This is a genomic window from Psychrobacter sp. SWN149 (assembly GCF_015864565.1).
In the GTDB taxonomy this organism is placed as follows: Bacteria; Pseudomonadota; Gammaproteobacteria; order Pseudomonadales; family Moraxellaceae; genus Psychrobacter.
Genome location: NZ_JADYWX010000002.1, coordinates 218,241 through 232,551, shown reverse-complemented (window position 1 = coordinate 232,551; position 14,311 = coordinate 218,241). Strand labels below are relative to the sequence as shown.

At 43.7% G+C, this 14,311-nt stretch carries 13 protein-coding genes; 3 read left to right on the top strand and 10 right to left on the bottom strand.

Annotated features, from left to right (window positions below):
• The first annotated feature begins 49 nt into the window (after positions 1-49).
• Positions 50-388 (top strand): ISC system 2Fe-2S type ferredoxin, encoded by a 339-nt coding sequence (gene fdx, locus I6E86_RS03720; protein ID WP_194362928.1) that lies wholly within the window; start codon positions 50-52, stop codon positions 386-388.
• A gap of 139 nt (positions 389-527) precedes the next feature.
• Here fdx and I6E86_RS03715 read toward each other — a convergent pair whose 3' ends face one another.
• From I6E86_RS03715 to I6E86_RS03695, 5 genes are all read right to left on the bottom strand, one after another.
• The gene (locus I6E86_RS03715; RefSeq protein WP_227680524.1) at positions 528-1,811 is read right to left on the bottom strand and encodes an adenylate/guanylate cyclase domain-containing protein; all 1,284 of its coding nucleotides are present in this window, start codon (positions 1,809-1,811) and stop codon (positions 528-530) included.
• Positions 1,812-2,318: 507 nt separating this feature from the next.
• Positions 2,319-2,750 (bottom strand): HIT domain-containing protein, encoded by a 432-nt coding sequence (locus I6E86_RS03710; protein ID WP_045445060.1) that lies wholly within the window; start codon positions 2,748-2,750, stop codon positions 2,319-2,321.
• 196 nt (positions 2,751-2,946) lie between these two features.
• The gene (gene mfd, locus I6E86_RS03705) at positions 2,947-6,594 is read right to left on the bottom strand and encodes a transcription-repair coupling factor (protein WP_197175418.1); all 3,648 of its coding nucleotides are present in this window, start codon (positions 6,592-6,594) and stop codon (positions 2,947-2,949) included.
• Between the two features lie 217 nt (positions 6,595-6,811).
• Entirely contained in the window at positions 6,812-7,345 is a 534-nt protein-coding gene (gene rraA, locus I6E86_RS03700; RefSeq protein WP_197175416.1) for a ribonuclease E activity regulator RraA, read from the bottom strand.
• Between the two features lie 108 nt (positions 7,346-7,453).
• Positions 7,454-8,155: an NAD-dependent epimerase/dehydratase family protein gene (locus I6E86_RS03695; RefSeq protein WP_197175414.1), complete on the bottom strand. Its 702-nt coding sequence runs from the start codon at positions 8,153-8,155 to the stop codon at positions 7,454-7,456.
• 745 nt (positions 8,156-8,900) lie between these two features.
• Between I6E86_RS03695 and rpsT the strand changes: the two genes are divergently transcribed.
• Both rpsT and I6E86_RS03685 read left to right on the top strand, forming a co-directional pair.
• The gene (gene rpsT, locus I6E86_RS03690; protein WP_194362923.1) at positions 8,901-9,167 is read left to right on the top strand and encodes a 30S ribosomal protein S20; all 267 of its coding nucleotides are present in this window, start codon (positions 8,901-8,903) and stop codon (positions 9,165-9,167) included.
• Positions 9,168-9,304: 137 nt separating this feature from the next.
• Positions 9,305-10,447 (top strand): FAD binding domain-containing protein, encoded by a 1,143-nt coding sequence (locus I6E86_RS03685; RefSeq protein WP_197175412.1) that lies wholly within the window; start codon positions 9,305-9,307, stop codon positions 10,445-10,447.
• A 74-nt stretch (positions 10,448-10,521) separates the two neighbouring features.
• Here the strand turns inward: I6E86_RS03685 and I6E86_RS03680 are convergent, their stop codons facing one another.
• From I6E86_RS03680 to I6E86_RS03660, 5 genes are all read right to left on the bottom strand, one after another.
• Positions 10,522-11,358 (bottom strand): histidine phosphatase family protein, encoded by an 837-nt coding sequence (locus I6E86_RS03680; RefSeq protein ID WP_197175410.1) that lies wholly within the window; start codon positions 11,356-11,358, stop codon positions 10,522-10,524.
• A gap of 226 nt (positions 11,359-11,584) precedes the next feature.
• Positions 11,585-12,382, bottom strand: coding sequence for a metallophosphoesterase (locus I6E86_RS03675; RefSeq protein ID WP_197175408.1), 798 nt, complete (start codon positions 12,380-12,382; stop codon positions 11,585-11,587).
• A 225-nt stretch (positions 12,383-12,607) separates the two neighbouring features.
• Positions 12,608-13,309 (bottom strand): orotidine-5'-phosphate decarboxylase, encoded by a 702-nt coding sequence (gene pyrF / locus I6E86_RS03670; RefSeq protein ID WP_197175406.1) that lies wholly within the window; start codon positions 13,307-13,309, stop codon positions 12,608-12,610.
• A gap of 84 nt (positions 13,310-13,393) precedes the next feature.
• Positions 13,394-13,801, bottom strand: coding sequence for a lipopolysaccharide assembly protein LapA domain-containing protein (locus tag I6E86_RS03665; RefSeq protein ID WP_197175404.1), 408 nt, complete (start codon positions 13,799-13,801; stop codon positions 13,394-13,396).
• A gap of 71 nt (positions 13,802-13,872) precedes the next feature.
• Positions 13,873-14,178 carry an integration host factor subunit beta gene (locus I6E86_RS03660; RefSeq protein ID WP_194362917.1) on the bottom strand — a complete coding sequence of 102 codons (306 nt, stop codon included), beginning with the start codon at positions 14,176-14,178 and terminating at the stop codon, positions 13,873-13,875.
• Positions 14,179-14,311: the final 133 nt, after the last annotated feature.

Below are 14,311 nucleotides of genomic sequence, written 5' to 3'. Positions count from 1 at the left end.
TAAGTTGACGTTTTTTATATTAAATTGATTAGCATTGGACAGATAATTTATGCCAAAGGTTACCGTATTACCCCATCACGAAATTTGCCCTGAGGGTGCAGAAGTTGAGCTAAAAGCTGGCGAAAACTTGTGTAAAGCATTATTAGAAAAAGGCATCAAAATCGAGCATGCCTGTGAGATGTCAAAAGCATGTACCACTTGTCACGTGGTGGTACGCAAAGGCTTTAATAGTCTAGATGAAATGGATGACATCGAAGCAGATTTGCTTGATCGCGCTTGGGGATTAGAACCTGACTCACGCCTATCATGTCAGGTAATGCTCGATGATGAAGATTTGATTATTGAAGTGCCTAAATACACACTCAATCATGCAAAAGAAAATCACTAAATACACTTAGCACGCTTCACTTGTGTACAAAAAAACGACCCGTTATTAGATATTAATAACGGGTCGTTTTTTATGTCGTCATTCGAGCTGTCAGTCATGACAACCACGGCCATACTTGCCATCATTATCCGCTGAACGGTTATCTCTGGCCAGTTTTATGACGTTTGCTCTCTGCTGCGATGCTTGCAGCCACTTTTTCTTCCTCTTTCTCAACCCGTTCAAGCGCAACATTTAGGCGTGACCTGATATCTTGATAATCCTCATCTTTCATATCTTTGAAATTTAGATGTAGGTTAAATCCAGGTAATGTATGATCTACCCATTTAGAGAGGTAGCCTCCATGGCTATCAGGGTCTAACACTTGCCATGCGTTGACCTTATCATCAAAGCCCTTCAACTCAAGTGCTGCAATGTACTGACATTCATAGTTATGACAAACATAATCATAAGTGCTTTCATTGATCAAAATCTCATCTTTGCCACCGCATGATTGGAGCCTAGAAGCCAAATTAGCCTCTTTACCAATCAGTGTATAACTAAGTCGATTGTTACTACCGAAATTACCCACATGGCAGTAGCCAGTCGTAATACCGATACGTATATACAAACCCTCAAAGCCCATTAGTCGCCACTTTTGACGCAGTGTGCGCATTTCGCGGCGCATGTCTATCGCCATCGCCACACAATCTAGTGCATCTTGACGCGAACCGCGGCTATCAGGTTCGCCAAAGAAACACACCATGCCATCCCCAATGAATTTATCCAGAACTGCGCCATGTTTGTCAGCAATCATGGTCATACAGTGCATATAAGTGTTTAAGATATCCGCCAAATTATCCGCACTCAGGCTGTCAGATAGTTCCGTAAAGCCCACGATATCCGAGAACATAATGGTTAGCTTTGCACGCTTATTAGAGACAGTAACTGGCATATCCGCTCTGACAATAGGTTCCCAAACCTGGGGTGGTACAAAACGAGTCAGTTTATTGATGACTGAAACCATCGTACTCAAACGCCCGCCTGCCTGATAAGCACTTTCTTTATAGTCAGTGTGCTTTTTATGAGTTCGTCGAAATTGACAGAGAATAACCGCCATGCTTGCCAGCAATATAACAGTTGGCAACCAGCTGTCATTGCAATCCATACCACCAGCATCCAAAATATTACTGACATAATAGAAGACAATAGCGGTCACTAAAGCGACAGTAAATAGTCTTAAATGGTTTTCAGGCTTGTTTAGGATGATTCGCATAGCGATTAAAGACGCTAGACTGAGTGATATAACCATGCAGAACTGTATCGCACCAATCACTACTGCCAGTAAAATAATGACAATATTGGACGTCCAAAAACTGGTTTTGCGTCGATAGTTATAAATAAAAATCATTAAACTGGGTAGAATAATGATAATCGATAATGCCATCGATGTCGGTCGAAACCCATAATGAAACGTGAGTAATATAACGGTGAGTATTAAAACGAAAACTTCTGGATAGTCGAATTGGCAGATACCATTACCCTTTGACAACATTTTTAGCTTTAATGTCTCTGGTAAGGGCATAGGGAGTATTCACTTAAACTAGATAGACTATCGATGAGATGATAGTACTTGAGAGTAACATAGCTACATGATTTTCGCTTATGACAAATCATTATAAGATATATCTAATAATATATTATACTTTTTAAAACAGATGAAACCTAGACCACTGGTGCTCAAAAAAACGCCCTTTGTCCAATGTTATGGCTTAATAAGTCACTATTAGCTTTACCTCAAGTAAAACCTAATAAAAAAACCAGATACCCTACGGTATCTGGCTTCTCTTATCTGTTCTATACGCAGCAGCTATATATGAGTATCGGCTTACGAAAATTGGCCATCTCTCATATTATGAGACCAAAACCTAAAAGCCTCGTTCTTACTGTCTGACTACATTTGCCAATCAAAAGGCATTTGATGATGACCACGTAGCGCCATCATTAGTGTTTGCTGCATCTGTGCTAGCACCTCTTTAGTATAAGGGATAGCAGGAACACCCCACACTGGGTTAGGCCATTGCATATCATTCTGATAGCGGACGATATGATGAAAATGAAGCTGGGGCACTTGATTACCAAGGGCTGCTACATTCATTTTATCTGCTTGAAAAGTTTTGGCCAGCTGACTCGATAGCCAACTTGACTCACGTAAAAACTGTGTTTGATCGGCTTCAGATAACTCATACAGCTCTTTGATACCTGATACGCGCGGCACTAATATTAACCAAGGAAATTGGCAGTCATTGATTAAACGACAAGTAGACAGTGGGAAGTCCCCTACTAAAAAACTATCAGCAGCAAGTTTATGATGAAGTTGGAACATAATGACGGTTCTCTTGTTGTTTAATTCAAATAAAAGCACATAAAATATAAAAGGGTAAAACGCAGTTTGGCTATTTTATCAGTTATCTGGTTGATAAAATAGCGCCATGACAGATTGTATGACAACTTGCCTCACTGGCATGATAAACGTCACTTATCTAATGCCCTTCTTTGCTCGACACTCAGTGTTTAATAGATTAAGCGGACTCCGTCACCCTATGCTCGCTAAAATAGCGCAGCAGCTCTTGGATAACAGTCACTCGCTTTTGCGGCGTTGCCAGTTTATCAGCATTTTGATAACGAATACCAGATGCGCCATTCATACGATAATGCTGCCCATTCGACTGTATCAGCTTAATAATGGCCAAGGCGTCGACCGGTGTATCTGGTGCAAACTCAAGCGTCATACTACTGCCATTGGCATCAATTTTATTGATCTTTAATGGCTCTGCCTGCAAGCGCAATCCATGAATCGCAAAGAGCTGTTTGGTTTGATCTGGCAGTGTACCAAAACGGTCTATCATTTCCGTACGAATGTCAGTCAACGCTTCTTTGTCATCCGTATTACTAATGCGCTTATAAAACAATAAACGCTGATGTACGTCATGTAAGTACTCTTCTGGTATGAGTGCAGAGCTGTGTAGATTGATTTCACTGGTCAACGATAGCGGTGTGTTCAAATCAGGCTCTTTGCCCGCTTTGATGGCCTTAGTCGCCCGCTCAAGCATATCCATGTATAAGCTAAAGCCAATGGCCTGCATATTACCACTTTGCTGCTTGCCTAATATTTCGCCTGCACCGCGAATCTCTAAATCCTCACTCGCCAGCATAAACCCTGCGCCCAACGTATTGGCACGCTCAATCGCATGTAACCGGCGTTTGGCATCTCCTTTAAGCCCTTTGATAGAAGGCACTAACAGATAGCAATAGGCCTGATGATGACTACGTCCGACTCGGCCACGTAGCTGATGCAGCTGCGCCAGACCGAACTTATCCGCACGCTCAATAATGATCGTATTGGCATTGGGCACATCAATACCTGTCTCGATGATAGTAGAACAGATGAGCACGTTGAATTTTTTATGATAAAACTGCTGCATGACTTGTTCGAGTTGACGCTCTTGCATTTGCCCGTGCGCCACCCCTACTCGCGCCTCAGGTACAAGCTCACGAATAGTCTCTGCCATACGCTCGATACTCGCAACATCATTATGCAATAGATAGACCTGCCCGCCGCGCAATAACTCACGCAAGATAGCCTCTTTCATCAGGGCTTCTGTTTTTTGCATCACAAAAGTTTTGATGGCAAGACGACGTGCAGGCGGCGTAGCAATGATTGACATATCACGCATACCTGAGAGCGCCATATTCAGCGTTCTGGGGATGGGGGTCGCCGTCATAGACATGCTATCCACATCCGTCTGAATGGCTTTGATACGCTCCTTATGACGCACGCCAAAGCGATGTTCTTCATCGACGATCATCAGCCCTAAATTTGAGAATTTCACATCGGGTTGCAGCAGTTTATGAGTGCCAATCACGATATCTACTTTACCAGCAGCCAAATCAGCCAAGACTGTTTCCTGGTGTTTTTTGCCACCAAAGCGCGACAGACTTTCGATACGTACTGGCCAATCAGCAAAACGATCACGGAAATTGTCTTCGTGCTGACCTGCTAGCAGCGTCGTCGGCACTAGTACAGCCACCTGATAACCAGCACTAACCGCAATAAAAGCCGCTCGCATGGCCACTTCAGTCTTACCAAAGCCGACATCGCCGCAGATGAGACGATCCATGGGTTGGTTTTGTCTCATGTCCTCCATCACTGCATGGATGGCATGGGCCTGATCGGGGGTTTCTTCAAAAGCAAACTGACTAGAAAACAGCTCGTATTGAGAAAGGTCTATTTTAAAATGAATGCCTACTTTGGCCTCACGTCTTGCTTGCATATTTAGCAGTTCTGCTGCCACATCATGAATCTGCTCGAGGGCTTTTTGTTTGGCTCTGTCCCATTTACCGCTACCAATTTTGTGCAGTGGTGCTAACGCTGGGTCACCGCCACTATAGCGACTGATCATCTGTAAATTGGCCACTGGTACATAGATACTGGCATCGTCAGAATACTTTAGATGAATAAACTCTTGCTCACCATCACCGACATCCAGCGTAATCAGACCATTATAACGACCAATGCCATGCTCAATATGGACGACCGGACTACCATCTGTTATCTCAGTAACACTTTTGACCAAAAACTCTTCTGACACCCCGCTTTGACGGCGACGGCGCGTTTGCAGTACTTGACGACCGAATAGCTGTGTCTCACTAATCAATACCAAACGCTCAGGCACATAAACGCCGCGCTCGATAGGTGCTACCGTCAGACCTACTTTTGGCAAATGATTGGTATGAGTTGCGCTCGTTTTATCTGCTAATAGAAACGCCTCAAAGCTGTCATAAGCGGTAATATCAATCTTACCTTTAAACAGCTCAATCAGAATCTCGCGACGTCCTGCCGTTTCAGCCACAATCAGGACAGGCGTGGCCGTTTGCGCTTGTATCTCTAGAAACTCTAACAATTCAGTTAGCGGTTCAGATTTTTGATGATTCACTGCCAATTGCGGTGGTTCTTGTGCACTCAGTGCGACCGAACCCTGCTGCTTATCTATCGCAAGCTCATCACGCGCACTCAGTATCACTCGTGGATACTGGTTTAGCTGTTCATTCAGTGCATTGGACAGTAGGTACAGCAATTCAGGTGCCACAATGGGTTTGTCTATGTCATGACGACGCTCTTCGTAGCGACGCTGGATCTGTGACCAATATTCAGCCTGCTTTTCATTGATCAATTCATCAGTGATAAATAGCGCATCACTAGGCAAGTAGGAAAATAAACTACTCTCGGACTCCCAGTCTTTTAGATTAAAAAATAACGGCTGATAGTATTCAAGCCCGCTACTGGCTATGCCTGCCATTACGTCTTTGTGTAATTCAAATTTACGGCTACTGGCATTCGGAAACATCGCGGCAAAATTCATGCGAAAGGTTTCGCGCCCTTCATCGAGCGGAAACTCCTTTGCGGGTAATATTTGAAATTGTTCAATCGGTTTTGAGATATCGGGCAGTTTATGCAGTAGCGATAATGACTCTTTTGCCATACTGGTGTCGTTACCAGACATCAGTGCTTTGAGATCATCGTTGGTTAACGTACGCTGTGTTTGTGGATGAAAAAAACGAATCGTCTCGATCTCATCATCGAACAGATCTAAGCGCAGCGGAAATGGCTGACCCATGGCAAAAATATCAATGATGCTACCACGTACCGCAAACTCACCTGGTTCAAAGACATTGTCAACTGCTCGGTAGCCTGCTTTTGCTAGTAACCCACGCTGAGTGCTGATATCGAACAGGTCACCCACACTCAGATCAAAATGCTGACCAATTAACCAGCTTGGCGGCGCCACGCGGTGCATCAGCGCTTGTATTGAGATGAGCAGGACACCTGAGCTTGGCATATCTGTCAGCAGATTAATACGCTCACTGACGATATCCTGATGCGGAGACAGCTCATCATAGGTCAATGTCTCCCAGTCAGGGAACACATAAGCATCGACCCCGCAAAACGCCAACTCTGTCTCTATCTGATTGAGCTGGTTTTGGTCACGTGCCACCACCACCTTTAGTCGATCGGCAATATCCCATCTAGATGCCTGAACCAAGCTTGCCAGCCACAAGCTACTGACCGCACCGTGCACAGGTGCCAGCCAACGCCGCTCGGCGTTTTTGATAGGAAACAGTTGCTGATTAATAGGGTCAAAGGCGTCAGTTAAAGCAGTGATAGGCATAGAGAGTCGGATCAAAGTTAAAAGTCAGAAAGCTATTATACGAATATTTCAGCAATTACCAAAACTTATGCCGTAACGGTTTGTCACCTGCAAGCTCATTTATCATAAAAGAGGCAACACGCTCTACGTGAAACCATTAAGCGCTGACCGTTATAGCCGCACAAAAAAACCCCAACTGGTAAGCTGAGGCTTTCTATTCGTACCCATAAAACCAAGTTTAGATGAGCGGGCTGACACTCGCGATAATACCGTTATTGTCTGCGTAAACAAACATACCAGAGTTTAAGGTTAGGTCACCAAAACTGATTTCGATATCTGTTTGCCCTTCATCACGTCGATTTGACTTACGCGGGATACAGCCTAGCGCCATGACGCCGATACCCATCTGTGCTAAGTCATCAACATCACGGACACAACCATATATAACCACGCCCGCCCAACCATTATCGATTGCTGATTCTGCAATCATGTCGCCTAGCAATGCACAGCGCATAGAGCCGCCACCATCCACAACCAACACCTTGCCATTGCCGTCTTTATCTTTACCATCACTATTCAGCAATGACTTAACACGGCTATTGTCTTCGAAACATTTGACCGTCACAATTTCACCGCAAAATTTATTTTTTGCACCAAACTGACGAAACGACTTGCCTTCAATATTTGGCAAACATACCTGCGACTCAGGATTTGTATCTAACAAATCACACGTCACAAAAGTGTTTCTATCCATCTTTATCGATTCTGGCATTGGTTTTACTCCTTGTTGTTAGTGATTTGGTTAGCTACGCTGCTGATTAGTAAAAGTCGCCTGTTGATAAAAAACCTACGCTAATGAAAACTCCTGGGACGTCATTCTTTATTTTTTGACGCGAGTCATCGCTAGCATCTGCTTATTTTCAATGACATTGGTATGTATGGCTTGGGGTTCCGTACGATATTTGCTCCGATGATAAATCTCATGGGCGCTCATAGCCATGGCACTGGCAACACGTTTAGCAGAAATGGGATGCAACGACAGTGACTCTGAGACCAAAGGCGATATCAGCTTAAATGCTTTTTGGCCGAGGCTTTCAAGCGGGCGACCCTTATGCTTACCTAACAACAATGATGGTCTAAAAACCACCAGCTTTCCAAAGCTCAATGACATAATAGACTGCTCAGTCTCAGCCTTGACCCGATTGTACAAAAAGCGACTGTCGATGTCAGCATTCATAGAAGAGAGCAAGAAAAAGTTCTCTACGCCTTTATCGCGGCAGAGCTTGGCAAAGTTCACATTATAATCATGGTCTATTTTTCGAAAAGTCTCATCGCTACCCGCTTGTTTTTTGGTGGTCCCAAGACAGCTAAAAGCATCTGTCGTTCGATCCGCGCCCACACTTGCAAACACTTCTGAGAGATTATCGAAGTCATTGACCTGATAAAAACGCATGCTGGCATTGATATAGCGTGGCGGACGCCGAGCGATCACAATCAATGTATCATAGAGCTCACTCAGCTGTTTTACCAAGTGCTGCCCTACCAGTCCTGTTGCGCCAATCACAATTGCTTTTCGCTGCATACCCTATCCATTTATATGACGTTAGATGATCTATATTGATGAAAAAATACCTATATCAAGGTCTATCGCTACCGTATCATACCTAAATTCCCAGGCAACCGACCGGATTATGTAAGATTTATTGTAAGAGATTTTATCAGTTTACCACTATCATGAATGTGAGAACGGTTCGTAAACTTACCCAAACTGTACTTTTATTCTGTTAGGGCCTGTTTGATATTCAAACATTAGGGCTGCTGATCGATAAAATTGTACCAAACTAGGCAAAAACTGACGATAATATCGAGACCTTGGCTAGGTTTTCAACAACGTTTGGGGTGATTTTAGCATCAGCCTTTCAGGGAAGTACTCTTTTTTGCCACTACATGTTTTTGCCAATATATGGCGAAATTATTTAACCTAGAATGACTAGGCATCAAAGATTTCACTGCATATTGTCTAAAAAATAGTCACTGCCAGCACCATGTTTGCATATTAAACAGACCCTAAACAACTTCTTCAGGCATTAATCATCAAATATATTGTCCTTAGCTCAATAATTTGATAAGATAACCGGCTTTACACGTCAACGCTGTTTAATTATTCCAAACAGTTCTGGCGCTTGCGATGATCTATTCGTATTAGATACTTTAATATCAGACATCGACATCATGTTTGACGAGAGGCTGCTCGTCACCGATGACTGTTAAACCCATTATTGCAATCAACATTCATACTTTTATCTGTCTTTATCAAGGAGATACGCGTGGCTAATACTGCACAAGCTCGTAAACGCGCCCGTCAAAACACCAAACGTCGTCAGAACTCTGCGTCACAACGCTCTATGGTTCGTACTTACTTAAAACGTGTTGATGCGGCTATCGCAGCTAAAGATTATGACGCGGCTACCGAAGCTTACAAAAAAGCGGTACCAGTTATTGATCGTATGGCTGACAAAGGTATTATTCATAAGAATAAAGCTGCTCGTCGTAAGAGCCGCCTAAACAAAACAATCAAAGGCCTACAAGCTTAAGATTGGTCGCGTTTAGACCGCATCTCGCTTTGACAGCGTGATGACTAAAACCTTGCTACTGGTTCTAATACTGGGGCAAGGTTTTTTTATGCTATATTATTGGTATGTCAATAATTGGAAGATGCTCAGTGGAATCAATGAATAAGCGCGCAATCGTGATCGGTGGTTCGTTAGCTGGGCTTTTTTCAGGCACGCTACTACGCTCTATTGGCTGGCAAGTAGATATTTACGAGCGCTCTACTCATGATTTAGACAGTAGAGGTGGCGGTATTGTTTTACAACCTGATGTCGTAATGGCGCTAAAAAGAGCAGGTATTGCGACAGACAAACTGGGCGTCGATGCCCTTGAACGCTATTACCTGCAAAAAAATGGCCAAATTGAAAGAATGGCCATGCGTCAGACGCTTACCTCTTGGAACATCCTTTATCGCTCGATGCGAAGACACTTTCCAGATGAGCATTATCATCAAGGAAAAGTATTAGTACAAGTAGAATCAAAAGGTGCCAAAGTCACCGCTACTTTCACCGATGGTGCTTGTGAAGCTGTAGACTTGTTGATTGGCGCTGACGGACCCAATTCAACCGTGCGCCAGCAGCTTCTCCCTACGTATCAGCCTCAATATGCAGGTTACGTAGCCTACAGAGGTTTGATAGAAGAAGCTAAATTATCACCAGAAGCGGCCGAAATATTTACTGAACGGTTTGTATTTTATGATTTTCCAAACTCACATATTTTGGCCTACGTCATTCCCGGCGAAAATGAGTCGCTGGTTTCAGGAAAACGCCGATTCAACTGGGTTTGGTACGTTAATTACGATGAAAAGACGGAACTTGCCCATATACTTACTGATAAAAACGGTAAACATAGAAAACACTCTGTTCCACCAGGAATGATGTCTTCTACTGTAGAGCAAGCCATGCGAGACTACGCAGAACGCGTCCTCGCTGAGCCATTTAAAAAACTAATCACCGCAACTAAAGAGCCTTTTGTACAGTCCATTTTGGACTTGGCAGTGCCTCAGATGGTTTTCGATAGCATAGCCCTGATAGGAGATGCCGCTTTTATTCCTCGGCCTCATACAGCAGCGGGTACGGCAAAAGCGGCAGCAAATGCTATGTCACTGGTCGAAGCACTCGTTGACCATAATCATAACGTTCCTAATGCCTTACAAGCATGGGAGAGCCATCAGCTATCACACGGCATGCAATTATGGCAACAGGGTCGCAGCGTAGGAGATCGTTCTCAGTTTGCTTATGGAAAAAACCGAACAGAAGGCTAGAAGACAGAATCATTTTACGTTGTTGAAAAGAGTGGGTCAGACGCAGGCATAATAATCATAAAACGCCTTAGAAATCAGTCCCATTTCACCTTTGGCGGCAGTAGCAACTTGCTTGGGTGATGACCTGCAGCTTGGTAGTCCTCTAAGAGAGAGCTGATCGGGCGGGTATAGACCTTACCGCGCCAGATAAAATGTGCACTGCTCTGCGCAAATGGCTTGTCATCAAACCACAAGAACACACCCTCCATCATCTTTGGCCAGTCATTCCAGTCAATTTCAACCACATCAAACATCACCGCCAAAAATGCAGAGAGTAAGGTATCGTGACTAACCGCGAGCATTAAATGACCTGACTGCGGCTGATTTTGATAAAAAAGTGACAGAATATCGAGGCCACCTTGATAGGCATTTTTGGTGCCTTCAAGATTGCCTTGCAAAAAACGATTGATAAAGTTCAATACGCCAATCTCTTTAAACACTGGATTGGCAATTTCAGGCTCGGTGACGAGGCTACCAGGCTCAACCAGTAGTGATTGATGTGTAATGTCTCGTCGTAGCCCTGCCCCTTCCTGCATCAGATAGGCCGTATCAAGACAGCGTCCAATTGGGCTTGAAATGCTATCGACATCGAGTGAGTATGGAAGATGACCTGCCAACCAACGCCCCCAAGACTTTGCCAGTATTCGGCCTTTAGGGGTCAGTGGTAACTGATAACTGGCAAAACCGTTGCCATCAGAGCGCTCACGTAAAGAGTGTCTCGTAAATAAAATCAGACGTTTATTTTCTGGCAATAAACTGACTGATGGAATCATACTATCTGGCAGGTGTGAGGGCGCAGGCGCGCTTGGCGTGTGACTGCCAAGCTTGTCAATGGCGCTTTGGGGCGGGATATTGCTAAGATATTTACTCATACTGCAAGCGTAGCAGATTTTTTGTCAGGAATGAATACTATACAAATCCAGTTGCAATATATATTGTGAATACTGTTTCTGATTTGAAAATCAGATTCTTATTAAGCGAATTGAGGCGAATTTTATTTTTCGATCGTGGCATAAGCAGTGCGTATTTGTGATTGTGAAAGAGAAATATTCCTCCACCTGTAGTAAATAAACCGCTTTATACGCATAAAAGTGCGTACTAGCCAATATCTACGACTCTATCCCACGCAAAATCCAATGCTGTACTACTCACCTCATTGGGATATGCCCGAGGATTGACAATGACCCGAGTATGACCAATACGGTAATCAAATGCCTCATGTGTGTGCCCATGTACCCATAATGTAGGCGCCCAGTCCTCATGCATCCATTTAGACAAATCACTGACGAAAGCGGCATTACTTGGTAGATTGGCGTACTTTTCAGACACAGAGAGTGCACTGATACTATGATGGCTCATTACTATGGTCTTTTTGCCCAACTCTTTGGCGGTTATCAATGCTTGCTGTAGCCACTTACGATGCGTTGCATGGATCTGCATAGAAACCTCAGGTGAAAATAGCTCGTTACCGGCATAAATTTGCTTATAATCACGCATAAACTGTCGAGCAGCAGCCATCGTGTCTTCATTGGCGTGATATTGATAATCTGTCCAAAGCGTACAGCCCAAAATGCGAACGTCACCGATATCAATATGCTGACACTGTAATACGCGAACGCCTTGATTAGACGCAGCGTTATAGTTGTCCCATGTTTTCAACTTTTGATCAAAACTCAATACATCTTCATCAAAATACTCGTGGTTGCCTGCAACCGTAATCACTGGCACTTGCAAGCGTGCTGATTGCTCTTGTAGCCATGGCATACCTTTATCACTATTTGCCGTATCACCCGCCACTAGGACCACATCTGCATCCGTTTTAGGAATATGTCCAATAGGATGCAACTGACGTGCATAGCTATCAATGTGTAGGTCACTGAGTATCTGTAATTTCATATTATCTCGTACCGTTCAATCATGTCATTACTGAAATTTTGATAAAAACAAGCATCTGTACTGCTTTTATCTGGCAAGCTAAGCGTATCCCATTAGAGCCAATTATGTTTTTATCGTGGCAACAGCATAAATTTAAATAGTGTAGCACCTTTTTATCTACTGCCAGACAGTAAAAAGACAGCCATATAAGCTGTCTTTTTACTGTCTATGCCTCGAGCTCATAACTCATTGTATACTTTGAAGTATAGTCTTTAGTTTGGCAGCAGGATCTATGGCCTGAGTAATAGAACGACCAATAACCAGATAGTCGGAGCCATCCGTTAGCGCTTGACTTGGTGTACAGATTCGCTTCTGATCATCAGCTCTATCGTCTGCCAATCTAATGCCAGGCGTCACCAGTTTAAAATCTTGACCACAAAGGGCTTTGAGTGCCTTTGCTTCCTGAGCCGAGCATACCACGCCATCCAAACCCGCTTGCTTGCTCAACTGCGCCAATCGACTGACTTGGGCATCCAAACTGTCAGTGATTCCTGTCTGCATCAACGCCTGAGTGTCCATCGAGGTCAATACCGTGACAGCAATCAATAACGTATCAAAATCATTATCTAGCAAACGCTGCTTTGCTAAAGACATCGCCTCTAAACCAGCACTTGCGTGGACATTCACCATCCACACACCAAGCTCAGCCGCCGCTAATACCGCTTGTGCGGTAGTATTGGGAATATCATGAAATTTCAAGTCTAAAAACACGTCAAAGTTACGCTGATGTAGCGCCTTGACTATATCGGGGCCACAGCGTGTAAAAAGCTCTTTACCCACTTTTAATCGGCATGTTTTTGGGTCTAATTGGTCAGCTAGTGCTAAAGAGGCGTCCGAAGTCATGTTATCTAAAGCCACGATGACTGGAGAATTTATTGTATTGTTCATGGTTTTGCCATATTTATATCAGAGTGAACGAAGTCGCGTATTTTCAAGCGTGGATAAGCGTAGAGACATCACGACGTCTGGTTACTAATCTCGCTTACGCTTAGACAGCGTACCGCCTTCATTTAAGTGAGTATCTGTACTGTCTTGCACGTTGGTAGCCGTTGCACCATAAACAGCCTCTTCTACGGTCGGAGCACTTGCCTGACGATCGATGACTGTATTGGCCTGAGTGAGCTGCTCTTGCAAATTCGTATTCGCTTTTTGCAAACGCGAGATTTCCCATTTATTCTGTAATACTCGAAAGATAAGTAGCGCCATGAGAATACCAATCACGATACCGAGTATCAGACATAAAATCAGCAGCAGCCCCAAATTCATCGTAGGTGCTTGCGAAAATATGAGATTAACTCCAACCTCGGTATTGTTTGCCAATACTAGACCCAGCGAATAAGCAAAGCTCAGAAATAGCAGTACAAATAGTAAAAAGCGCATGAGACAGTTACCTTAGTTTGGAGTCATAATATTAGGATCATCACGTGCAATGACATTAACTGTCAATAATATTAAATATTGGCAACAGTATCATTGACGGCTTCACGCAACGCTTTGCCTGGCTTAAAATGAGGAATGGCTTTGGCAGGTACTGGTACGCTTTCACCTGTCTTAGGATTACGACCCAGACGAGCACGGCGATGATGTAGACAAAAACTGCCGAACCCACGAACTTCAACTCTGCCATCGTTGGCTAAAGTATGCGTCATCAAATTCAATATTTCACGCACTGCATCATCGACAACCGTATCGGCCATACTGTCACAGTTCGCACTTAAATTACTAATAAATTCGGATTTGTTGATCGTTTGCTGCATTATTACACTTGCCTTGTAGATTGATGGATAAACTGATAATGAATCAGAGCCCTATTTTAACAGCCAATTACCAAGGGCTATTTTCAACACTATGTATTTATTAGCATTACACTAAAACTGCTAATACACCGTG

What these genes read in the sequence shown, in the direction of transcription:
- fdx (WP_194362928.1), top strand. Translation starts at nt 50, where the DNA reads ATGCCAAAGGTTACCGTATTACCCCATCACGAAATTTGCCCTGAGGGT.
- I6E86_RS03715 (WP_227680524.1), bottom strand. Translation starts at nt 1,811, where the DNA reads ATGGCATTATCGATTATCATTATTCTACCCAGTTTAATGATTTTTATT.
- I6E86_RS03710 (WP_045445060.1), bottom strand. Translation starts at nt 2,750, where the DNA reads ATGTTCCAACTTCATCATAAACTTGCTGCTGATAGTTTTTTAGTAGGG.
- mfd (WP_197175418.1), bottom strand. Translation starts at nt 6,594, where the DNA reads ATGCCTATCACTGCTTTAACTGACGCCTTTGACCCTATTAATCAGCAA.
- rraA (WP_197175416.1), bottom strand. Translation starts at nt 7,345, where the DNA reads ATGCCAGAATCGATAAAGATGGATAGAAACACTTTTGTGACGTGTGAT.
- I6E86_RS03695 (WP_197175414.1), bottom strand. Translation starts at nt 8,155, where the DNA reads ATGCAGCGAAAAGCAATTGTGATTGGCGCAACAGGACTGGTAGGGCAG.
- I6E86_RS03685 (WP_197175412.1), top strand. Translation starts at nt 9,305, where the DNA reads ATGAATAAGCGCGCAATCGTGATCGGTGGTTCGTTAGCTGGGCTTTTT.
- I6E86_RS03680 (WP_197175410.1), bottom strand. Translation starts at nt 11,358, where the DNA reads ATGAGTAAATATCTTAGCAATATCCCGCCCCAAAGCGCCATTGACAAG.
- I6E86_RS03675 (WP_197175408.1), bottom strand. Translation starts at nt 12,382, where the DNA reads ATGAAATTACAGATACTCAGTGACCTACACATTGATAGCTATGCACGT.
- pyrF (WP_197175406.1), bottom strand. Translation starts at nt 13,309, where the DNA reads ATGAACAATACAATAAATTCTCCAGTCATCGTGGCTTTAGATAACATG.
- I6E86_RS03665 (WP_197175404.1), bottom strand. Translation starts at nt 13,801, where the DNA reads ATGCGCTTTTTACTATTTGTACTGCTATTTCTGAGCTTTGCTTATTCG.
- I6E86_RS03660 (WP_194362917.1), bottom strand. Translation starts at nt 14,178, where the DNA reads ATGCAGCAAACGATCAACAAATCCGAATTTATTAGTAATTTAAGTGCG.